Origin of the sequence: Ruegeria sp., assembly GCF_028066395.1 — a bacterium.
Lineage (GTDB): Bacteria > Pseudomonadota > Alphaproteobacteria > Rhodobacterales > Rhodobacteraceae > Ruegeria.
Genome location: NZ_JALCBM010000012.1, coordinates 37,881 through 59,285 on the forward strand (window position 1 = coordinate 37,881; position 21,405 = coordinate 59,285).

The 21,405-nt window shown below is 59.9% G+C and carries 25 protein-coding genes and 1 tRNA gene; 8 read left to right on the plus strand and 18 right to left on the minus strand.

What is annotated here, in order from left to right; genetic code table 11:
- The first annotated feature begins 52 nt into the window (after window positions 1-52).
- Window positions 53-175: a hypothetical protein gene (locus tag MPJ51_RS05990; protein ID WP_298383198.1), complete on the plus strand. Its 123-nt coding sequence runs from the start codon at window positions 53-55 to the stop codon at window positions 173-175.
- Between the two features lie 185 nt (window positions 176-360).
- On the opposite strand, the gene MPJ51_RS05995 is transcribed toward MPJ51_RS05990, so the two are convergent.
- A complete protein-coding gene (locus MPJ51_RS05995) occupies window positions 361-999 on the minus strand; it encodes a MarC family protein (protein WP_298383200.1) in 639 nt (212 codons plus the stop codon).
- A 59-nt stretch (window positions 1,000-1,058) separates the two neighbouring features.
- The gene (locus MPJ51_RS06000) at window positions 1,059-1,511 is read right to left on the minus strand and encodes an iron-sulfur cluster assembly scaffold protein (RefSeq protein ID WP_298383203.1); all 453 of its coding nucleotides are present in this window, start codon (window positions 1,509-1,511) and stop codon (window positions 1,059-1,061) included.
- A 48-nt stretch (window positions 1,512-1,559) separates the two neighbouring features.
- Here MPJ51_RS06000 and hisI point away from each other — a divergent pair, with 48 nt between their 5' ends.
- Window positions 1,560-1,949, plus strand: a complete 390-nt coding sequence (gene hisI / locus MPJ51_RS06005; protein WP_298383207.1) for a phosphoribosyl-AMP cyclohydrolase — start codon at window positions 1,560-1,562, stop codon at window positions 1,947-1,949.
- Between the two features lie 43 nt (window positions 1,950-1,992).
- On the opposite strand, the gene gluQRS is transcribed toward hisI, so the two are convergent.
- The 4 genes from gluQRS to MPJ51_RS06025 all read right to left on the minus strand — a co-directional run bounded on the left by gluQRS (window position 1,993) and on the right by MPJ51_RS06025 (window position 5,891).
- Entirely contained in the window at window positions 1,993-2,838 is an 846-nt protein-coding gene (gene gluQRS, locus MPJ51_RS06010; RefSeq protein ID WP_298383210.1) for a tRNA glutamyl-Q(34) synthetase GluQRS, read from the minus strand.
- On the minus strand, window positions 2,835-3,449 hold the full coding sequence (locus MPJ51_RS06015) for a methyltransferase domain-containing protein (RefSeq protein WP_298383213.1): 615 nt from the start codon (window positions 3,447-3,449) through the stop codon (window positions 2,835-2,837). The genes gluQRS and MPJ51_RS06015 overlap by 4 nt, the downstream gene beginning before the upstream one ends.
- A gap of 37 nt (window positions 3,450-3,486) precedes the next feature.
- Complete coding sequence (trmFO, locus tag MPJ51_RS06020; protein ID WP_298383216.1) at window positions 3,487-4,827, minus strand: methylenetetrahydrofolate--tRNA-(uracil(54)-C(5))-methyltransferase (FADH(2)-oxidizing) TrmFO; 1,341 nt, start codon at window positions 4,825-4,827, stop codon at window positions 3,487-3,489.
- Window positions 4,828-5,078: 251 nt separating this feature from the next.
- On the minus strand, window positions 5,079-5,891 hold the full coding sequence (locus tag MPJ51_RS06025) for an enoyl-CoA hydratase (protein ID WP_298383218.1): 813 nt from the start codon (window positions 5,889-5,891) through the stop codon (window positions 5,079-5,081).
- 30 nt (window positions 5,892-5,921) lie between these two features.
- Here MPJ51_RS06025 and MPJ51_RS06030 point away from each other — a divergent pair, with 30 nt between their 5' ends.
- Window positions 5,922-6,365: a PaaI family thioesterase gene (locus MPJ51_RS06030; RefSeq protein WP_298383221.1), complete on the plus strand. Its 444-nt coding sequence runs from the start codon at window positions 5,922-5,924 to the stop codon at window positions 6,363-6,365.
- 62 nt (window positions 6,366-6,427) lie between these two features.
- Here MPJ51_RS06030 and MPJ51_RS06035 read toward each other — a convergent pair whose 3' ends face one another.
- Complete coding sequence (locus tag MPJ51_RS06035) at window positions 6,428-6,655, minus strand: DUF1127 domain-containing protein (protein ID WP_298383224.1); 228 nt, start codon at window positions 6,653-6,655, stop codon at window positions 6,428-6,430.
- 100 nt (window positions 6,656-6,755) lie between these two features.
- Here MPJ51_RS06035 and MPJ51_RS06040 point away from each other — a divergent pair, with 100 nt between their 5' ends.
- On the plus strand, window positions 6,756-8,159 hold the full coding sequence (locus MPJ51_RS06040) for a PLP-dependent aminotransferase family protein (protein ID WP_298383227.1): 1,404 nt from the start codon (window positions 6,756-6,758) through the stop codon (window positions 8,157-8,159).
- Window positions 8,160-8,161: 2 nt separating this feature from the next.
- On the opposite strand, the gene MPJ51_RS06045 is transcribed toward MPJ51_RS06040, so the two are convergent.
- Entirely contained in the window at window positions 8,162-8,527 is a 366-nt protein-coding gene (locus MPJ51_RS06045; protein ID WP_298383230.1) for a nuclear transport factor 2 family protein, read from the minus strand.
- 229 nt (window positions 8,528-8,756) lie between these two features.
- On the opposite strand from MPJ51_RS06045, the gene rplM reads away from it, so the two are divergent.
- Together rplM and rpsI are read left to right on the plus strand one after the other, a co-directional pair.
- Window positions 8,757-9,215 carry a 50S ribosomal protein L13 gene (rplM, locus tag MPJ51_RS06050; RefSeq protein ID WP_298383233.1) on the plus strand — a complete coding sequence of 153 codons (459 nt, stop codon included), beginning with the start codon at window positions 8,757-8,759 and terminating at the stop codon, window positions 9,213-9,215.
- 6 nt (window positions 9,216-9,221) lie between these two features.
- Window positions 9,222-9,707, plus strand: a complete 486-nt coding sequence (rpsI, locus tag MPJ51_RS06055) for a 30S ribosomal protein S9 (protein ID WP_209197069.1) — start codon at window positions 9,222-9,224, stop codon at window positions 9,705-9,707.
- A 71-nt stretch (window positions 9,708-9,778) separates the two neighbouring features.
- Here rpsI and MPJ51_RS06060 read toward each other — a convergent pair whose 3' ends face one another.
- The 10 genes from MPJ51_RS06060 to MPJ51_RS06105 form a co-directional block, all read right to left on the minus strand.
- On the minus strand, window positions 9,779-10,933 hold the full coding sequence (locus MPJ51_RS06060; RefSeq protein WP_298383240.1) for an ABC transporter substrate-binding protein: 1,155 nt from the start codon (window positions 10,931-10,933) through the stop codon (window positions 9,779-9,781).
- Window positions 10,930-12,849 carry a long-chain fatty acid--CoA ligase gene (locus MPJ51_RS06065; protein WP_298383242.1) on the minus strand — a complete coding sequence of 640 codons (1,920 nt, stop codon included), beginning with the start codon at window positions 12,847-12,849 and terminating at the stop codon, window positions 10,930-10,932. Before MPJ51_RS06065 ends, MPJ51_RS06060 begins: the two co-directional genes overlap by 4 nt.
- Window positions 12,850-12,854: 5 nt before the next feature.
- On the minus strand, window positions 12,855-13,628 hold the full coding sequence (locus tag MPJ51_RS06070) for an ABC transporter ATP-binding protein (protein ID WP_298383245.1): 774 nt from the start codon (window positions 13,626-13,628) through the stop codon (window positions 12,855-12,857).
- Window positions 13,625-14,389 (minus strand): ABC transporter ATP-binding protein, encoded by a 765-nt coding sequence (locus MPJ51_RS06075; protein WP_298383247.1) that lies wholly within the window; start codon window positions 14,387-14,389, stop codon window positions 13,625-13,627. Before MPJ51_RS06075 ends, MPJ51_RS06070 begins: the two co-directional genes overlap by 4 nt.
- Window positions 14,386-15,483, minus strand: coding sequence for a branched-chain amino acid ABC transporter permease (locus tag MPJ51_RS06080; protein WP_298383250.1), 1,098 nt, complete (start codon window positions 15,481-15,483; stop codon window positions 14,386-14,388). The genes MPJ51_RS06075 and MPJ51_RS06080 overlap by 4 nt, the downstream gene beginning before the upstream one ends.
- Window positions 15,484-15,486: 3 nt before the next feature.
- A complete protein-coding gene (locus tag MPJ51_RS06085) occupies window positions 15,487-16,362 on the minus strand; it encodes a branched-chain amino acid ABC transporter permease (protein ID WP_298383253.1) in 876 nt (291 codons plus the stop codon).
- Between the two features lie 74 nt (window positions 16,363-16,436).
- Window positions 16,437-17,465 (minus strand): zinc-binding dehydrogenase, encoded by a 1,029-nt coding sequence (locus MPJ51_RS06090; RefSeq protein ID WP_298383256.1) that lies wholly within the window; start codon window positions 17,463-17,465, stop codon window positions 16,437-16,439.
- Between the two features lie 120 nt (window positions 17,466-17,585).
- Window positions 17,586-18,149, minus strand: a complete 564-nt coding sequence (locus MPJ51_RS06095) for a hypothetical protein (protein WP_298383259.1) — start codon at window positions 18,147-18,149, stop codon at window positions 17,586-17,588.
- Window positions 18,150-18,647: 498 nt separating this feature from the next.
- Window positions 18,648-19,217, minus strand: a complete 570-nt coding sequence (locus MPJ51_RS06100; protein WP_298383263.1) for a peroxidase-related enzyme — start codon at window positions 19,215-19,217, stop codon at window positions 18,648-18,650.
- A gap of 257 nt (window positions 19,218-19,474) precedes the next feature.
- Window positions 19,475-19,564: transfer RNA gene (locus tag MPJ51_RS06105), tRNA-Ser, on the minus strand.
- Window positions 19,565-19,687: 123 nt separating this feature from the next.
- Here MPJ51_RS06105 and MPJ51_RS06110 point away from each other — a divergent pair.
- Window positions 19,688-20,530, plus strand: a complete 843-nt coding sequence (locus MPJ51_RS06110; RefSeq protein ID WP_298383266.1) for a DUF2059 domain-containing protein — start codon at window positions 19,688-19,690, stop codon at window positions 20,528-20,530.
- Entirely contained in the window at window positions 20,530-21,339 is an 810-nt protein-coding gene (locus MPJ51_RS06115; RefSeq protein WP_298383268.1) for a DUF2059 domain-containing protein, read from the plus strand. The genes MPJ51_RS06110 and MPJ51_RS06115 overlap by 1 nt, the downstream gene beginning before the upstream one ends.
- The last annotated feature ends 66 nt before the right edge of the window (window positions 21,340-21,405 follow it).

The window sequence follows — 21,405 nt, forward strand, 5'->3', positions numbered from 1 at the left end:
TATGAGAACAAAAGGTCAACAAAGGATTAAAGCCTGACCCGGAGGTGAGACCATGCTGACCCAGATCAAGACCGCATTCAGCCGTTCGCAAGCCACGATTTTGCAGGATGCCGCGGGTGTTGCGTCGCTTGTGGTGATGCTGGTGGTTGCCCTTCACCTGCCGCTGGGGTTCTAAGCCTTTCTGCCTGCGATCTCGTGCCGACAAAAACCGCGCTTGTTTCCCCATCTCAAGCAAGGGTGACCTGCCTGTCCCAAACCCCTTGAAGGGGCCAGCCTCGGCCCCGCGCGGAATTCCGGATCCCACACGAGACACGCACAACCTGCCGCCGCCCTTTCCGCCCGGAAGGTGCGGCGGTTTTTTTACAATTGCCCGGTTTTCATGATTTCCAGCATGGCCGACAGCACGGAATTCACCGCAACCGAGGCCAGGATCATCCCCATCACCCGACTGATGATCGCCGCACCGGAATGGCCGATCCAGCGGATAATCGGGTCCGCCAGCAGCATCAGCACAAAGGCGATGGCCAGCACCGACAGCATCACCAGCGCAGTGATCCCCTGATCTGTGGCGCTGTAGCGATTGTTGTCGGTCAGGATGACAATTGCCAGCATCGCCCCGGGTGAGGCCAGCGAGGGCACCGCCAGCGGAAAGATGGCTGGGTTGGTCTTGTGCATCTTGTCTTCGACATCTTCTTCGGCCTGCCGCTGTTCGACATCCTGCTTGCTTTCACCAAAGATCATCGTCAGGGCAAAGAGGAACAGAATGATCCCACCTGCCACCTGGAATGAGTTGAGGCCGATATCCAGCGCCTCGATCAGCAACTGACCAAAGACCAGGAAGAACAGCAAAACACCGGCACTGACCAGCGCGGCCAGCAATGCGGTTTTGCGGCGGGCGGTGGCCTCGATCCCGGCGGTGACCGCGATGAAGACGGGTATTGTGCCAATCGGGTCGATCACGACCCAGAGCGTGACAAAATGTTCCAGCAAATTGTTCAAAACCGTCCCTCCCTCAAATCAGGGGCGAGACTAGACCGCTTTGACGGAAAACGCCATGATTACGCGCAATTGGCTTGTTCGGCCTGTTCCATCGCCTCGGTCGTCGCCTCAAGCGCCAGCAGGATCGAGGCATGGCGGTTCTTGTATTCCCGCGCGGGCATCAGCACCTCAAGCCCCTCAAACGGCGCATCGGGGGCGGGGCCGTCTTTTTTCAGCATTGCGGCCAGTTGGTCCCGTGCGGTTTCCACCTGCGCGCGGGTCGCGCCAATCACCGCACTGCCCACGACCGAGGCCGACGCCTGACCCAATGCACAGGCTTTGACGTCCTGCCCGAACTCGGAAATCCGCCCGTCCTGCACCTTGAGGTCAACCGTCACGGTCGACCCACACAGCGGCGCGCGTTTCTTGACGGTGGCGTCGGGGTTTTCCAGCCGGTCGAGATGCGGAATATCCGCCGCAAGCGCAAGAATGCGCCCGGAATAAAGCTTGATCAGGTCAGTTTCGCCGGACATGGCTTTCCCTCGTTGGCTGTTCCCCATACATAGTGGTCAGGCTCTGGGATGCAAAAGGTTTTTGTCATGGCGCAGAAGGTCGCATTTGACCCGTCGACATTGAAATTCAACGAGGCCGGGCTGATCCCCGCCATCGCGCAGGAAGAAGGAACCGGCGAGGTTCTGATGATGGCCTGGATGAACGCGCAGGCGGTGGAGCGGACGCTGGAAACGGAGCGTGTCACCTATTGGTCGCGCTCGCGGCAGGCGTTCTGGGTCAAGGGCGAAAGCTCGGGCCATGTGCAGGAACTGGTGGATCTGCGCGTCGATTGTGACCGTGATTGCCTGCTGGTTCTGGTGCGTCAGACCGGACCGGCTTGCCACACCAATCGGCGGAGTTGTTTCTATACGGCCGTGCGGGAAGGGGAAGAGGTCGAACTGATGACGCCAATGGCGTGATTTCGCCTTCGGCGAGAGTATTTTTGAAAAGATGAAGCGAGGGTCAGAGCCCGACCATGGCGCGGATATCTTTGGGCGAGGTCCCCTCGGCCCGGTATTTGGCGATGGCGCGGGCATCGTCGCGTTTTGCCAGCCGCTTGCCCGCCGGATCTCGGATCAGTTTGTGGTGTTGGTAAACTGGGGTTGGCAGACCGAGCAGGGCTTGCAGCAGCACGTGGATTTGGGTGGCGTCGAACAGGTCCTCGCCCCGGATGACATGGGTGATGTGCTGATCCGCATCATCCACGACCACGGACAGGTGATAGGAGCTGCCCATATTGCGGCGGACAAGGATGATGTCGCCGACCTCTCGCAGCAGGGTCTTCGGGTCGAGGGCATGGGTGCCTGAGTGAGTTGCTCCGGTTTCCTGAAATGAAATGGAATCAATCCGTTCCAGCGCCTTTTTCATGTTCAGCCGCAAAACATCCTGTGATCCCGCCTCGGACATAGGGCGCAGACGACAGGTGCCGGGATAAATCCGCCCGTCGGGGCCGAATTGCGGGACACCTTCCTGCGGGGCCCCGGCGGCGGCCTCGATATCGGCGCGGTTGCAGCGGCAGGGATAGACGAGGCCCATGTCGATGAGGGTGTGCAGTGCCTGACGGTAGCGATCCAGCCGATCTGATTGACGCATCACCGGATGCGGCCAGGTCAGGCCCAGCCATGACAGGTCGTCATAGATCTGATCCTCCCATTGTGGGCGCGCGCGGGATTGGTCGATATCCTCGATCCGCAACAGGAACTGGCCACCTTGCGCTGTGGCCAGGTCATGGGCCAGCAGGGCAGAATAGGCGTGACCCAGATGCAGAGGCCCTGTTGGTGAAGGCGCAAAACGGGTGGTGAATGTCACGCTTTTTCAACAATATATACGTCAGATTTCAAGTTCATGCCAGGCAGATGCGGGCCATTTTCGCGGAAGATCAACCGCGCGGCGCCCATATCCAGCCAGTCATTCATCCGCGCCGGATATTCCGGCAGGGCCAGCGCGTGGTCGTTCAGTGAGAACACCAGCCAGCCGCCGCGTGGCAGGGCCTTCATCAGCAGATCGAAGGTTTCCGGCGGGGCGGCACCGGTGCCGATGACCCCGATGGCAGCGATCACATCATACGCATCTTGTTCCAGCGGATCGGGATCGGTGATCTCAAAACCTGTAAGGCTGCGGTAAATGCCCTTTTGCGCGGCCATTTCAAGCATTTCCGGTGTCGGGTCCATCCCGTCGATCACGCGGTATCCGACTTTGGTTAAAGCCTGACCAGAAAGACCGGTGCCGCAGCCATAGTCGAGGATCGGCAGATCAGGATCAGGCTTTTGCGCCCACAGCGCCGCAGCGGCGCGGCTGGGGGTGATATAGCCGTTTTCGGCCACCTCGGCGTCGTAGGACCCTGCCCATTTCTGATAGTGGTCCTGCGTCTCTTGCGGGGTGGTCAGGTCATAGGTGCTGTTCAGGAACTTGTCGCTCATGCGGTCATGGTAGGCGGTGCCGGGGGGCGGCGTCCAGTCAGCAATGCGCCAGCCAGTCGGTCCAGGCCGATTTGGCGCGGTCGGTATAGGCCTTGTACCGGTCCTTGCGGCCCCGGCGCCCGCCTTTGAGGCCATCAACCGGACGGAACAGGCCAAAGTTCACGTTCATCGGCTGGAACGTTTTGGCCTCGGCACCGCCGGTGATGTGGTGGATCAGTGCCCCCATGGCGCTGTCCTGCGGCACTTCGGGCAGGGCGCGGCCCAGCAAATCAGCCGCCGCCAGACGACCCGCCAGCAGCCCCATGGCGGCGCTTTCGACATAGCCCTCAACCCCGGTGATCTGCCCGGCAAAGCGGATATTGGGTCGCGATTTCAGCCGCATCTGCGCGTCCAGCAGGGTCGGAGAGTTGATGAACGTGTTGCGATGAATGCCGCCAAGCCGCGCGAAACTGGCATTCTCCAACCCCGGAATCATCCGGAAAACATCGGTTTGCGCGCCGTATTTCATCTTGGTCTGAAACCCCACGATGTTGAACAGCGTACCCAGAGCATTATCCCGGCGCAGCTGTACCACCGCATGAGGTTTCACATCCGGCTGATGCGGATTGGTCAGTCCGACCGGCTTCATCGGCCCGTGGCGCAGCGTCTCGCGCCCGCGTTCGGCCATCACTTCGATCGGCAGGCAGCCGTCGAAATAACCAGCGGTTTCGCCTTCGTGGAACTCGGTCTTGTCGGCGGCCAGAAGGGCGTCGATGAACGCCTCGTATTGATCGCGGTCCATCGGGCAGTTCAGATAGGCGGTGCGTTCTTCCTCGGTCTCGCCCTTATCATAGCGCGACTGCATCCAGGCCTGGCTCATATCGATGCTGTCGGCATAGACGATGGGGGCGATGGCGTCAAAAAAGGCAAGCGACTCGGCCCCGGTCTCGGCCCGGATCGCAGCGCCCAGATCGGGCGAGGTCAGAGGGCCGGTGGCAAAGATCCATTGACCGGTCTCGGGCAGGGTGGTGACCTCTTCCCCGGTGACCGAGACACGCGGATGCGCCCGCAGTTTCGCAGTGACACTTTCCGCAAAGGGGTCGCGGTCCACAGCCAGCGCGCCGCCTGCGGGCAGGCGATGGGCATCTGCGGTTGTCATGATCAATCCGTTGGCGGCACGCATCTCCCAATGCAGAAGCCCGACGGCGTTCTGTTCATCATCGTCCGAGCGGAAGGAGTTCGAGCACACCATTTCGGCCAGATTGCCGGTCTGATGCGCAAAGGTGCCCACATTGGGCCGCATTTCGTGGATCACCACGTCAACGCCCATCTCTGCCGCCTGCCATGCGGCCTCGGACCCGGCCATGCCGCCGCCCACGATATGCAATCTGTCTGTCATAAGCAGCCACATAGGGCACAGCGCAGCTATACGCAACGCGCGTTTGAACCATCAATTGTCAGGGAAGTTTTTGGGGTCGCCGCTGCGGGAATGTCTACGCCGGTGAGAGAAACCAGCTTGGAGGGACCTTCCGCCCACGGCGACCCAAAAGCATATTCAGGCCATGGCCTTGACCCAGCATTGCCACAGTGTCGCCCTTTTGGAAAGTACAAAAATGCGAACAATCAATAAATTTGTGCATAACAATCGCGTCATTGCCGCCAATTTGGTGGTCTTTTTTCGATAAAAGCGGAAATCCCTTCTTCGGTGTCACGATGCAGCATATTCTGTGCCATTACCTCGGCGGTATAGGCATAGGCCTGATCCAGCGGCATCTGAGCTTGCTGGTAAAACGCCTGTTTTCCGATTTTCACAGCGCTTCCCAGCTTGTCCGCCAACTTTTCGGCCAGCGCCATGGTTTCCTGTTCCAACTGGTCAACCGGGACGACGCGGTTGACCAAACCAAGCTCAGCCGCGCGTTCGGCCGAGATGAAATCGCCGGTGGTCAGCATCTCGAACGCGTGCTTGCGCGGGATGTTGCGGCTGAGCGCGACCATGGGGGTCGAGCAAAACAGGCCGATATTGACACCATTGACCCCGAACCGCGTGCCCTCGGCAGCGACGGCCAGATCGCAGGTGGCAACCAACTGGCAACCGGCGGCGGTAGCGATGCCGTGGGGGCGGGCGATAACGGGCTGGGGCAGGGACTGGATCGACATCATCATCCGCGCACAACGATCGAACAGGTCCTGGAAATAGGCTTTGCCACCATCCTCGGCCTGACGGCCCTGAGTCATCTGCTTCAGGTCATGACCAGCACAGAACGCCTTGCCCGCACCAGAAAGGATCACCACCCGGATCGAGCGGTCCTGTTCCAGCGCATCCAATTGGGCCTGCAGGGCGGCCAGCATCTCATCGCTCAGAGCGTTCAGCCGGTCCGGGGCGTTCAATGTCAGATGGGCGATGGCGCCCGTGTCGTTACGTTCCAGAATTGGCATCTTGCTCTCCCGCGCAGTCTTGGCCAACTCTAGGGCGGCACGGGACGGAGGGGAAGCATGTCATTGGCGCTGAACAAGGAAGAATTGACCGCCTATCTGGCGCAGGTCTTTCCGCAGGTTCACAAGGATTTCGTGGTCGAGGATCTGACCGAAGACACGATCACCATGCGCCTTGTGGTCGCGAACCGGCATCTGCGCCCCGGCGGCACGGTTTCGGGGCCTTCGATGTTCGGGCTGGCCGATGTCTGTGTCTATGCGATGGTGCTGGCGCGCAAGGGGCGGCAATCGCTGGCCGTGACCACCAGCAGTTCGATGGATTTCCTGCGCAAACCAGACGGGGCGACGGATATGATCGCGCAGTGCCGCCTGCTGAAGCTGGGGCGCAGTCTGGCAGTGGGGGATGTGCTGATTTATTCCGACGGGTCCGACAAGCCCGTGGCGCGGGCCAGTATGACCTATTCGATCCCGCCCGCAGGCTCGGCTGCGGCAACTTTCGGATAAAAAAGGCCGGGGACAAGCCCCGGCCAGGAAGAGGTCCCGAAAAAATCGGGACTGGGGATAACTCAGTGCATCCAGAAAAAACGGCTGACCTCTGACTCGGCTTGATACCGGGTCAGACCGACGTCGCGCAGCAGCCGGTCGTCCAGTCGCCCAAGATTGACGCGGCTGCGGCGGCGTTGTTCCCATTTTGTGACCACGACCGCAAACCGCACCGCCAGCGCGGCGATCAGCGGCAGCCGGGGACTGTCGTTCAGCAGCATAAGGGCGGGGTTGTGCATTGTGCGTGTCATCTGGGGTATCCTTTCAAAATTGTATTGACACAAAGTATAAATGCTCGGTACATGTGTTTAGTACATTCAGGATTGTGTCAAAAGCAAAGGAAGAATTGTAATGGATACAATTTGGCCAGAGTCCTTGCCGAAATCCAAAGGTCCGAAATACACTCTGGTCGCAGACACGATCCGAAAAGCTATAGAAAACAAAACGCTGGAGGTTGGGGGCAAGCTGCCTCCGGTGCGCGAGCTTGCTTATAGATTGCAGATCACACCCGGAACCGTGGCGCGGGCCTATACGATCCTGACCGATGAGGGATTGTTACAAGCCGAGGTCGGGCGTGGTACATTCGTGGCGCCTCCGAAATCGCCGATCCTGGATGATGTCTGGTCGCGGCAATTGCATCTGGCCGAGGCGCGCGATGACAACCATGTCAGCCTGTTCAGCCCCCGGCTGCCCGATATGGGGCAGGTGAGGTTGATCCGGGAATGCCTTGAGAAGGTCGCGAAATGCGACCCGTGGCTGTTGATGAACTATCCCACGCGCGATGCGTATAGGCCAATGCGGCAGGCGGTGGTGGACTGGTTGTCCGACCTGCCGCTGGGGCCAATCACTCAGGACGATATCGTGCTGACCCATGGCGGCCAGAACGGGCTGTGCCTGGTGTTTCAGACCATCCTGCAAGGCCCCAAACCGGTGGTTCTGGTCGAAGACCTGTCCTATGCCGGGTTCCGCCGCGCCGGAGAGTTGATGCGGGCCGAGGTAATCGGCATCAAGATGGACAAATGGGGCGTCGACCCCAGCGCGTTGGAACATATCCTGCGCCAGACCTCGGCGCAGGCGATCTGTGTCTCGCCCGAGGTGCAGAACCCGACCGGCCTGCATACCCCGCTGGAACGGCGGAAAGAGATCGTCGCCCTTGCCCGGAAATACGATCTGCAGATCATCGAGGATGATTGTTATCGCATGGGCGACGCCCGCGCGCCCAGCTATCGGGCGCTTGCGCCCGAGCGGGGGTGGCATGTGTCCTCGATCTCGAAAATCCTGACGCCTGCGTTACGGGTGGGGTTTGCGATTGCCCCCAGGGATCGCAGCGTCGATCTGCGCCGGTCCGCTGAATACGGTTATTTCGGTCTGGCCCAGCCATTGGCTGAACTGACACGGCTGCTGCTGTCTGATCCACGCACGCAACAGATCATCCGCGATGTGCGCAAGCGGATGGGGGAGTATGTTCGGGTCACCGTGAACGCCTTGGGCGGGTTCGATCTGAACTGGGCGCCGGACGTGCCCTTTGTCTGGCTCAGCCTACCGTCAGGCTGGCGCGCCGCCGCCTTCAGCCGCGCGGCCGAGCGGGAGGGGATACAGCTGCGGTCAGCCGATGAATTCGCCCTGCGCGACGGGCGCGCGCCCAACGCGGTGCGCATCGCCATGAACGGGCATGTGACATTGGAGCAGTTCGAAGACGCGATGCTGCGGCTGCGCGCGCTGCTGGACAATCCGCCGGAACAGATCAGCGTCTGACCTTAGCCCAGCGGGACAGGGTCACCAAAGAATCCGGCCAGATGGACAATTTGCCCGTCCGCATTCAGGTGAACAAAGTCATGCCCCGCGACAAAGATGCCTCCATCCGGACCGATCATGTGCCAGGTGAAATGCACCACATCATGATGCTGGGTCGGCGTGCTGGTCAGCTCGACCCGGCCAGTTGAGCCGTTCAGGATGTCTCCGATATGGTCGCACAGCGCCGACCGCCCGCTGACATCCGCCGTCGGGTCGACATAGCGGCCATTTTCGGCGAAGCACCGCGTCAACAGGTCCAGCCTTTTGCCCGGATCGGTTTCCTGCCACGCGGCGCCATAATCGGCGATGGTTTGCTGCCAGTCCTGCATGGGGACGCTCCTTGTTCAGATCGGGGGTCACGACAAGTATAGCCTATGGCGGCAAAATAGGGTCAAAACATGGGGTAAAATAATACCTATTTTATAACATATTGATATTGATATTAAAATTACCGATAGCAGATATTGACGCGCAATTCGCTTGCCTCTAGATACCCATCCATCGAATTCGGGCCGCTCCGCTGGGGCGGTCTTTCACATCAAACAGGACTATCCTGCCATGAAAACCTTTTCTGCAACACCTGCAGACATCGACAAGAAATGGATCCTGATCGACGCCGAGGGCGTTGTTCTGGGTCGTCTTGCCTCGATCGTCGCCATGCGCCTGCGTGGCAAGCACAAAGCGTCGTTCACCCCGAACATGGACATGGGCGACAATGTCATCGTGATCAACGCTGACAAAATCCAAATGACCGGCAAGAAGCGCGAAGAGAACTTCTACTGGCACACTGGCCACCCGGGCGGCATCAAGTCGCGCACCAAGCAGCAGATCCTCGAAGGTAAATACCCCGAGCGCGTCGTGACCCAGGCGGTCAAGCGCATGCTGCCGGGCAACCGTCTGGCGCGTCAGCAGATGACCAACCTGCGCGTCTACGCCGGTGCCGAGCATCCCCACGAGGCGCAAGCGCCCGAAGTTCTGGACGTCAAGTCCATGAACAAGAAAAACACCCGGAGCTAATGACCGATGGCTGATCAGATCAATACTCTCGAAGAGCTGAGCGCCGTCGCAGGCGTTGAAACCGTGACCGAAGAAGTCATCGTGCGCGAACCCGTGCGTGACGAACTGGGTCGCTCCTATGCCACCGGCAAGCGTAAAGACGCTGTTGCCCGCGTCTGGATCAAGCCGGGTTCCGGCAAGGTCACCGTGAACGGCAAGGATCAGGACAAGTACTTCGCTCGTCCGGTTCTGCAGCTGATCCTGCGCCAGCCGTTCCAGGTTGCTGGTGTGGAAGGTGAGTTCGACGTTGTTGCAACCGTCAAGGGCGGTGGCCTGACCGGTCAGGCCGGTGCGGTCAAGCACGGCATCTCGAAAGCGCTGCAACTGTACGATCCCAGCCTGCGTGGCGCCCTGAAAGCCGCCGGCTTCCTGACCCGCGACAGCCGCGTTGTGGAACGTAAGAAATACGGTAAGCGCAAAGCGCGTCGTTCGTTCCAGTTCTCGAAGCGTTAATTCGCTGCGGACTACGAAATTTCAAAGGGCTCGCGTATGCGAGCCCTTTTTTCTTGCGCTGGTGGCTGGGTTTATTCTTCGTAAACCAGTTTCCACGCACCGTTTTCCACAACGTTCACATAGATGCTGTCCGCGCCCTGATGGTCGTCAGGACCAAAGGTCATGTGGTTGCCGACCAGATCATCCTGATAATCCAGCGTCTCCATCGCGGCGATGAAGCTTTCATGGGTCAGATCGGGGCCTGCGGCCTCCAGCGCCTTGACCATCATCTCGGCCGCCGAATAGCCCAGCATGGCAAAGCCAACCGGGTCCTCGCCCGTGGCCTCTTTGTATTCCGCGATAAAGGCCGCCGGGGCGGGATCATCGGCACGCGCCCAGAGGTCCTGCCACGAGGCGGCGGCATAGAACCCGTCCGTCACGCCGCCCGGCACCTGCGCCACAACGGTCAGGAAACTGGCCGAGGTGCCGAGGAATTTCATATCCTCCAGCCCCATCTTCTTGGCCGTGCCCACAACGGTGATCGCCTGACGTACCCCCAGCGCCATGGTCACGATATCGCAGCCTTCGTCCTTGAGCTTGCTCAGCGAGCCCACGAAATCGGTCTCATCCGGTTTATGGGTGGTTTCCGCGACGAATGTGATCCCGGCCTCTTCGGCACCGGCATGGCTGCCTTCCAGAATCTCTTCACCGAAATCGGTGGGCAGGTACATGGTGCAGACGGATTGCGAGCCAAACTCACCGGCCAGATACTTCACCCCCACGCGCGCCTGATCGTAATAGGTCGAGAACGAGGTGAACTTGTTATCCATCGGCTCCTGCAGCATTTGCCGCGCGGCGGTCAGGGGGGCGACGTTGGGAATGCCCTTGGGGTCTAGCAGTTTGAATCCCGCCATGTTCATCGGCGTGCCCAGCGATTGCAGCATGGCAAACACCTTGTCGCGGTTCAGCAGCTTGTTATAGCCCTGCATCGCGCGCGGCATCTGATAGCCGTTATCCTCGACCACATAGCGGATCGTGCGCCCATGGACGCCCCCGTTTGCGTTGACCCGGTCGAACACCACATTGGCGCCCTTGGTGGCCGGAACGCCCACGGCGGCAAAAATCCCGCTCAGGTCATTGACCGAGCCGATGACGATTTCATCGTCGCTCACGCCCTGAGTTTCGGCCCAGCCCATGGATGCCGTGGCTGCGAACGCGGCGGCAACACCGCTGATCAGTTTTCTCATGTCTCTCCTCCCTGTGGGTCAGACCCTGTCTGATGGTACATATCTTCGATCAAATCTGAGTATTTCTTTTCCACCAGATTACGTTTCAATTTCATGGTTGCGGTCAATTCGTCATCATCGGCGGTCAGCAGCACGTCGATCAGGCGGAAATCCTTGATCTGTTCGACCCGCGCGAAATCCTTGTTCACGGATGTGATCTCGGCCCCGATCAAATCCTTGATCTCGGGCGCAGCACAAAGCGAGGCGAAATTCGAGAACGGGATTTTCCGGTCCTGGGCGAATTTCTCGACCACTTCCTGATCGATCATGATCAGCGCGGTCAGGAATTTGCGCCGGTCGCCGATGATCACCGCGTCCGAGATGTAGGGGCTGAACTTCATCCGGCTTTCAATCTCGGCCGGGGTGATGTTCTTGCCGCCTGCGGTGATGATGATGTCCTTGAGCCGTCCGGTGATGGTGACATAGCCATCCTGATCGACATGCCCCATGTCCCCGGTGCGCAGCCAGCCATCGGCGGTGAAGGTTTCGGCTGTCTTGGCATTGTTGCGCCAATAGCCCTGAAACACGTTCAGACCCTTGATCTGAATCTCGCCACCCTCGGCAATGCGCAGGTCGTTGCCGGGCACCGGGCGGCCAATGGTGCCCAGGCGGTTGGCCTGTGGCGTGTTCAGTGCCCCAAGGCCCGAGGTTTCGGTCATCCCGAACCCTTCGACCAGCGGCACGCCGATGGCCCAGTACCATTTCAGCAGATCGGCCGAGATCGGTGCCGCGCCGGAACCACCCCGACGCAGCCGATCCAGCCCCAGCATCCGCCGCAGATTGCGCAGAACCAGCCGGTCCCACAGCCAGAACCTTGCGGCAATTAATGGCGGCACCTTCTGGCCCGCAAAGATATGATCCGCCCGCGCCATCCCGGCATTCACGGCCTTGGCAAAGGCGTAACGGCCCAGCGGCGTGGCCTCTTTCGCCATGAACTGCACTTTGGAATAAATCTTCTCCCACACGCGCGGCACGGCGGTGAAGGTGTTGGGCGAGACCTCTTGCAGATTGGCAAACACCGTCTCGGGGCTTTCGGCAAAATTGACGGTGCATTTCGAGGCCAGCGGGAAATAGACCGACACATCGCGTTCAAGGATATGGCAGAGCGGCAGGAAGCACAGTTGTTCATCTGTGGACATGGCGGGCAGGGAGTGGGCGCCGGCCTCGATCACCGCCATGATGTTTTCATTGCTCAGCATCGCGCCTTTGGGCATGCCCGTGGTGCCCGAGGTGTAGACCAGCAGCGCGGTGTCCTGCGGAGTTGTCTGAGCGATTTCAGCCTCGAACGCGCCGGGGGTTTCGGCCTCGGCCTGCCGACCCAGCGCGTATAGATCACCGATCATCATGCAGCGCGGGTGGTTCAGGTCGTGCAGGCCCTCATCCTCAAGAATGATGACCTTCAGCAGATCGGGCAGGGCGTCCTCGACCGCCAGAAACTTGTCCAGTTGCTCTTCGTCTTCGACAATCAGAAACCGGCTGTCGCTGTCGGTGATGATATACTGCACCTGACTGGCCGCGTCGGTGGTGTAGATGCCCGAGGCAACGCCGCCGACCCCTTGAATACCCATATCCAGCCAGGCCCATTCCTTGCGGTCCTCGGACAGGATCGAGACGACCTCACCCCGTTGCAGCCCCAGCTTGCGCAAGGCCAGCCCGATCCATTTGGCGTAGTGCCAGTAGTCGGACCAGGAATAGGATTTCCAGATGCCCAGATCCTTTTCCCGATGCGCGGTGCGGTTGCCCAGCTCGGCGCAGCGTTTCTGAAACAGCTCGCCGATGGTGATGCAGTCATCGACCCGCAGCGGGCGCTGGCCGGGCGTGGCGTTGAAGCGGACCCCGTTGATCGTTGTCTGAGGGGGCAGGGGGCTGGCATCCATCTGCGTCACCTCCACGTCTTTTTCCGCTTCCAACGGCGGTTTTCGCGGCTGCCTTCCTCTTGCACGCCAAGATAGAAGTTCCGGATATCCTCGGATTGCATCAACACATCTGCCGCGCCATCCATGACGATGCGCCCGACCTCCATCACATAACCATGATGGGCCAGTTGCAGCGCCGCATGGGCGTTCTGTTCGACCAGCATCATGGTCATGTTCTGTTCATCGTTCAGGCGTTTCAGGATGCCGAAGATTTCCTGCACCAGCAGCGGCGACAGACCCAGTGAGGGCTCGTCCAGCAGCATGATCCGGGGCTTTGCCATCAACCCGCGCCCGATCGCCAGCATCTGCTGCTGGCCACCGGACAGGGTTCCGGCCTCCTGACCGCGACGGTCCTTGAGGATCGGGAAATAGGAAAAGACCAGCTCGCGATCCTGTTCGATCTGCGCCTTGTCGGAGCGGGTATAGGCCCCGAGGCTGAGGTTTTCGTCCACGCTCAGCAACGGAAACACCTCGCGCCCTTCGGGGACATGCACGATGCCGCTCTGGACCACCTTATGCGGCTCGGACCCCTGAATGTCGTGCCCGTCAAAGGTGATCGTGCCCTTTTCCGGGTCCATCACGCCCGAGACGGTCTTCATCAGCGTCGTTTTGCCCGCACCATTGGCCCCAAGGATCGAGACGATCTGCCCCGGATGCACATCCAGCGACACGCCGCGAATGGCCATGATGGGGCCATAAAAGCTTTCGACATTGCGGATTTTCAGGATCGGCTGGCTCATGAGGCTTTCCCCAGATACGCCTCGACCACCGCCGGGTGAGATTGCACCTGCGCGGGGGTTCCCAGCGCCAGTTTCGCGCCATCGGCCATGGCCAGCACCCGGTCGGACACGCCCGAGACCAGACCCATGTCATGTTCCACCATCAGCACGGTGATCCCCATCTGCCGCCTTATGTCGTCGATCCACCAGCGCATATCGGTGGTCTCCTCGACCGACAGCCCCGAGGCCGGTTCGTCTAGCAGCAACAGTTTCGGCTCGGTCGCCAATGCGCGGGCCACTTCGACCACCTTGCGCACACCATAGGGCAGGCCCGAAATCATCTTGTCGCGGAACGCCTGCAGGTCGAGAAAGTCGATGATCTGCTCGACCTTTTCGCGGCTTTCCAATTCCTGCCGCCGCGCGGCGCGGGTGAACAGGATGTCCGAGATCAGGTTCGTGCGCCGATGACGGTGCCGCCCGACCAGCAGGTTCTGCAAGACGGTGGCATGCTCGAACAGTTCGATATTCTGAAAAGTCCGCGCCACGCCATGGTCAGCCACGCCCGAGGGTTTGACCTGCAACAGATCATGCCCGTCGAAGCGGATCGCCCCGTTTGAGGGGTCGTAGAAGCGCGAGATCAGGTTGAACACGGTCGATTTGCCCGCGCCATTTGGGCCGACGATGGCAAAGACCTCACCCTGTTCGACCGAGAAAGACAGATCATCCACCGCCGTCAGGCCGCCGAATTTCAGGGTGACATTTTCGAACTCCAGCAAGCTCATCGCAGACGCTCCGTCTTCAGATAGGATTTCTGCCGTTTGAACATGTCCTTGCGGTAGAAGGGGAATAGTTCGAACCAGGTGCGGATTTTCAGCCAGCGACCATAAAGCCCCATGGGTTCGAACAGGATGAAACCGATCAGGATCATGCCGAAAATGCCGAACTCCAGCCCCGGGATGGCGACGGTGTTGCCGCCGAACAGGGCGCCGACGTATTCTTTCGAGATCGATAGGAATTGCGGCAAAAAGCCGATCACGATAGCGCCCAGAAAGGCCCCGTGGATCGAGCCCAACCCGCCGATGACGATCATCATCAGCAATTGGATCGAGATCAGGACACTGAAAGTCTCGTTATTGAACGCGCCCGCATAAAGCCCCATCAACGCGCCCGCCCAGCCCGTTACAGCACAGGACAGCGCGAAAGAAATCATCTTGGTGCGTGCGATATCGACGCCCATGGCCTGCGCCGAAACCTCGCTGTCGCGCACGGCGATGAAACTGCGGCCCAGCGGTGAGCGTAGCAGGTTGATATATCCCAGCGTGACCAGCACCGCGACGCCCAGCACCAGCCAGAAGAACGGCGCGGGCGTGGCCCAGCGATCAACGAGGAACCCGAAGATCTCGACCCCACCCAAATACTTGCCCGCAACCCCGCCGGTGATGGGTTCGGCCAGCACGATGATGTCGTCCATCAGGATCGACAGGGCCAGCGTGAAAATCGCCAGATAGATCCCATGTAGCCGCAGGGCCGGGATGGCCACGGTGACGCCTGCGATACCGGTCAGGATGCCCGCGACGGGGAAGGCGATCAGAAAGGGCACTCCGGCCTCGATCAGCACCACATTGGCATAGCAGCCAAAGGCCAGAAACGCCGCGTGGCCCAGGCTGGCTTGTCCGGTGTGGCCGGTCAAGATCATCAGACCCAGTCCGGCGATGGCCCAGATCAGCACATTCGTCAGCTCACCCAGATAGAAATCATCCAGCCACCAGGGGGCAGCAGCCACGACCGCTAACAGGATCAAGTAGAGGGTCAGCTGATAGCCGTCCTTCCAGGGCCGGATATCCTGCATATAGTTGGTTTTGAAAACGATCCGCATATCTCAGACCTTCTTGACCCGGACCTGGCTGAACAGCCCGTGCGGGCGGAAGATCAGCACCGCCAGCAACAGCGCATAAGGCGCGATCTGGCTGTACCCGGCGGCGATATAGCGGCTGGCGAAAGGCTCGATCACACCGACGATCAGCCCGCCCGCAAGTGCTCCGGGCAGGCTGCCGAAGCCGCCGATCACCGCCGCTGCAAATGCCTTGATCCCCAACAGCCCCGAGGCCGGATCGACCGAGCCCTTGGCCGCAAACAGAATGCCCGCGATCCCCGCGACCACACCCGCCAGCGCCCAGATGAAACCCTGCACCCGCTTGACCGGGATGCCCATGTAATAAGCCGCGAGTTGGTTTTGTGAGGCCCCCTGCATCGCCAACCCCAGCCGGGTCTTGCTGAAAAACACGTAAAGGCCCCAGGTCAGCAGCAGGGTCACCACGATGACCGCAACATCCTCCATCCCCAGCACCAGCCCGCCAAAGCGGACCTCTTTCCCGGCAAGCGGGTTCTGTAGTGTCTGCGGCTCATGCCCCCAGATCAACCCGGCGGCAAAGCGGATGACGAACCCCAAAGCGATGGTCAGGATCACCACCGCCGTCTGGCTTTCGCCGAACAGGCGGCGGATGATCAGCCGGTCGACCAGATACCCCAGCGCCCCCATGATGCCCAATGAGATCGGCAGCGCCAGCCAGAAGGGCAGGCCCATATATTCGGTATTGGTCAGGCCGATGGTCACAAAAGCGCCCAGCATCATGAAATCGCCCTGCGCGAAATTCACCGCCTCGGTCGCCTTGTAGATCAGCACAAAGCCAAGCGCGATCAGGCCATAGACACAGCCATTGGCCAGCCCGCTGATCAGCAGCTGCGCGTTATCCAAACTCTCCCTCCATCCGCCGGTATGCCCGGCTTTGTTTTCGCCCTGCCGCGTTGATGGGCAGGGGCATGGTTCTACTATGGCGTGATAATCACCTTCCCGTCACTCTTTTTCAGCGCATCCGCCAGATTCGGCACAAGATTTTTTAGGGTAAGCCGTTCCGAGACATCGGTTTTCCAACGGCCATCGGCAAAGCGGGCCTGAACCTCGGCCACCACGCGCATCTGATCGGCAGGCGGCGTGGACATCATCCAGCGGGTCAGCCAGAACCCTTCGATCCGCTTATCCATAAAGATCAACTGACCCATCTGGGTCAGGCGTGGCAGATCGGCGCTCAGCTTGCCATAACAGACCCAGCGCGCGCCGTTGGGCATGGCGCAGAATAGCTGTTCCGACAGTTGATCAGCCACCGCGTCCAGAAACACGCGCGGTTTCATCGTGGCGGACAGCGCAGCAAACCGCTCGACCACATCACCTTGGGTCACATCCAGAACCTCGGCCGCGCCGGTCTGTTTCAACGCCTCCACCGCCTCGGCCCGCCGGACCAGAGCGATGGGGTGCAGCCCGAGGTCCCGCCCAAGGCTGCACATCAGCTTGCCCAATTGGCTGGTCGCGGCAGAGACGACAAACGCCTCGCCAGCTTCGCGTGCGATATCAACCATCGCCATGGCGGTCAGGGGGTTCACGATCTGCGCCGCGCCATCCTCATCCGAGATATCGGGGCGCAGCGGGATGCACATCTGCGCTTGCGTGACCACATATTCCGCCCAGGCGCCTGAACCTGCGGCCACAAAAGCGACGCGCTGATCCCGCAACGCCTCGGCCCCGGCACCACAGGCGACAACATCGCCGCAGCCCTCGAACCCGGCGGGGGCGCCTTTGGCACGGGGCTGGCCGTATTCGCCCTTGATAAAGTGAATATCCGACGGGTTGACCGAGGCCGCGCGCAGCCGGATCAGAACTTGACCGGGGCCGGGCGCGGGCAGGGGCAACTCGGCAGGCTCAAGCCACGCGGCGGCATCATCCAGAGCCGGGCCGGTGGCGGTGCCGGAATAGCCGTCATGCTTTTGGATCACAGCGAACATGGTGGCGGGTAGATCGGTCATCCGACGCTCCTTGTCTGGCCGCATATGGTTGCGGATCAGACCAGCCAAACAAATAGCTGCGCGGGCGTCAATGCCATCAGGATGCGGGCCGATCCCGGTGATCAGCCCGCAAGGCTTTTATCACTGCGTCAACAGGGTGCGCAGTTTCTGGATCTCGGTCACGATGGTCTCGGGCGAGGCTTTGATCTTGTCCAGAATCGCAATCGCCTGAGTCTTGACCTGCTGCGTCAGGGTACTGTCCTGAACCGAGGCGACCATGGCGTCATAGTCGAAATTCTGCGCGGTCAGTTGGCCCTCTTGCAGCCAGGAATTGAACAGATCCTGCCCCTGCGCGGTCAGCGCGGCAACCTGATCGCCTGCGGCAGCGGCGGCATCACCCGCCTGATCCGCCAGGGACGAGGCCGCCTCGGATGCCTGATCGGCGACAGAGCTTGCCGCCTCGGACGCGGCATCCTGCACCGCCGTTGCCGCATCCGACGCAGCATCAACCGCTTGATCGGTCAGTGAACCTGCGGCCTCGGAAACGGTTTCCTCGGTGGCTGTGGCAGCTTCCGACGCCGCGTCTTCGGCATCTTCGGCCGCGGCCTGCACCTGCTCGGCCGGGGTGGGTTCGGGTTGTGTGGCATAATAATAAGCACCGCCGCCGATGACGGCGATCACGATGATAAGCAATAAACGGGACATGAGTATCTCCTTTGAACGATGTGCCGCCCAGATGGGGAAAAACTACCTGATCGCAAAGGGGAAATCCGGCGCAAACTTGGCAGAATCGCGGTTTGAGCCACTGTGCGCTGATTGACCGGGATCAGGCAGGCAAGTTCACGCCGTCGGCTGCGCATCGCACGGGACGGGGATTGAAACGGGGCCGATGGCTGGAACGTTAGTGGCAAACCTGAAGAGATACTGTTCGAACCCTGCAAGCTCTCATCGTTCCTTCGGAACGACTACTGCTCAGTGCTTTGATCAGAAGACAGCTGAACTTTCTCGCGAAAGTTCTGTGGCCGACCTGCGAGGAAAAACTTCGAGCCATTTTGATGATCTTTTCTCAACACTCGAAGAATGGGAAGCAATAATACAATCGCTTGATGAGCTTCCTGTGGATCATCGTTCTACTGATTTACCGAAGTTGGATAATGAATAAAGGCGAATTACAGGAAAGAGCCCATACTGACCAATCAGAAGTCACTGTGAAAGTCCGTTTGCCTTGCCGAAATCAACGTAACAATCGTCGCTGCGAAGCTTGTCCAGCACATCTTGATCGACGTTCCGAATATCCGAGTGATATTTGGTAATTCCAGTACCCTCCAACACGCGGTTCATCAAATTGAATAGACCGCAAACTTGTATAGCGTCGAACAATGCTTTCTCGGTCCACCCAGCATCGTATACCGCTTTTGCGTCGGCTTCCGTCATACGGGAAGGATCGGTTGTTAGCTTTCCGGAATAGGCAAGAATGGGTTTCAGACTGTGATCAATGTTCGCCTTTTCGAGGCTAACCATCATGTCCTCGATGGTGCTGACTTCAATGCCAAAAGCCTTGGCATGCACCGTGTGCGCACCATGGCAAAATGCGCAAGCATTTAAACCGGAGACATAAGCTGCAATTATCTCTCGTTCGGCTACACTGAGTTCGCTGTCGCCCCGCATGACCCGGTTTTGATATTCAGCTAAAGGCGCAAGCTTTTCAGGGAACGCACGATAGACGTGGCTCAGGTTTGCGTCTTCGGGCATCGACGGAAACAAGCGTTTCATTTCGGCTCCTCAGCAATTCAGCGCCTTGCATCTTAGTGGAACTTGGGGTTTTCGCAATCAAAGAGCTTTCTGCGGGTTGCTCTGATGTGTGTGGTTGTCAGCTTTGTCCCGCTTAGCGGACATTGGGTTTAAGCGGAACTAAAGCCCGACATACGCCCGTAGGCGAAATCAGACGCTTTGTATCGATAACTGAAATTGCGGTATTTTTGCTCTGGTACAGACATCTGTTCTGTAGACGCTACTGCTTTATGTAAAGCTGGCGGAGAGACAGGGATTCGAACCCTGGGTGGGCTTGCACCCACAACGGTTTTCGAGACCGCCCCGTTCGACCACTCCGGCACCTCTCCGCGGGGGTCTGTGGAACGGGGATTTAGTGGTGAACGCGCAGGGGTGCAAGCAGAAAATTCCGCAATTCACACAACACGGGATTTTCCGTTGCCTGCGGGCGGAAAACCCCTAGGCTTGGAGGTATGACATATCATCTCCGCCGCCTTGTTTCGCCGCTTCTTCTGTCCGCCGTCACGCTGTGCTGCGCCACCATCCCCGCGTTGGCCGCCAATCGTGACCGGGTCGAGGCGTTTCTGACCACCACCGGGTTCGACGTGGCCCTGGAAAGCATCGCCTTTGCCTCGGCCTCGGCGCCGCAGATGCTGGGGATCGATGCCGAGGGATTCGGCGCGGACTGGACCCGGCTGACGGATGAGGTGTTCGACACGCAACTCATGCATGAAACCGCCGTGACGATTCTGGAGCAGACCCTCAGCGATGAGGCGCTGACGCATGCGGTGGAATTCTATGCCTCGGATCTGGGTCAGCGATTGGTCGTCGCCGAAAACGCCGTGTATTTGGAGGAAGATGACGACGCCCAACAGGCGCAGGGGCAGCAGATCATTTCCGACCTGATCCGCGAAGGCTCGACCCGGGTGGAAAGTTTCAAGCAGATGAACCGGGCGGTGGATGCCTCGGGCACGTCATTGCGGGCGTTGCAGGAGATTCAGGTGCGGTTCCTGCTGGCCGCCAGCGCCTCGGGCGTGATCGAATTGCAGATGAACGGGGATGAGCTGCGCGCATTGATGCAACAGAATGAGGCCGAGACGCGCCGGTCCCTGCAACTGTCGGCCCTGGCCAGCGCCGCCTATACCTATCGCGATTTCTCGGATGCGGATGTGGATGCTTACGTCGACGCGCTGGAACAGCCGCTGATGCAGGAGGTTTATGAACTGCTGAACGCCGTGCAATACGAAATCATGGCCATGCGGTTCGAGGTTCTGGCCGCGCGCATGGCCGAACTGCGCCCGGCGCAGGATATCTGATGCTGCGGCGCGCAGCCCTTGCCGTGGCCCTGACGCTGTGGGCCGTACCGCTGGCCGCGAATGAGCGGGTCGAGCGGCTGACCCGCGCCCTGCATCTGCAAGACGTCATCGCGATTCTTGTCGAGGAAGGGCTGGAACAGAGCCGCGCGCTGGATGACACCTTTCTGAACGGGCAGGGCGGGTCACTGCTGCAAACCCGGATTGATGGTTTGTATGATCCCGACTGGATGACCGGCGAAATGACCGAAGCGTTCGAGAAATACATGACCGATGCGCAACTGGAACAGGCCGCTATATTCTTTGAAAGCGATCTGGGGCAGACGATTATTTCACTGGAAAACTCGGCCCGTCGCGCCTTTTCCGATGAAGCCGTCGAAGAGGTCGCCCGCGCGACCTATGACACAGCCGACAGGGACGATCCGTTCTACCGCCTGATTGATGAATATATCCGGCTGAACGATCTGGTCGATCTGAACGTCAAAAGCACGCTGAGTTCGGATTACAACTTCTACCTCGGCCTGTCCGAAGGGCACGGGACACGGGCCGAGATCGACCTACTTCTGTCCAACCTGCTGGAACAGCGCGAGGCGTCGAAGGCCGAGACGACGATCTGGCTTTATTCCTTTCTGATGCTGGCCTATCACCCGCTGTCCGAGGCCGACATGCGCGAGAATATCGCCTTTTCCCGGACCGAGACCGGACGCGCCCTGAACCGCGCCCTGTTCGACGGGTTCGATGCGATGTATGACAGCATTTCGTTTCAACTGGGTCTGGCGATTGCACAGGCGATGAACGCGTCTGATCTTTAGGGCTTTGGGCTTCGGTTTTGGGTTGACTTTCCCCCGCAATCTCTGGATAAGCGCGCATCCCGGCCG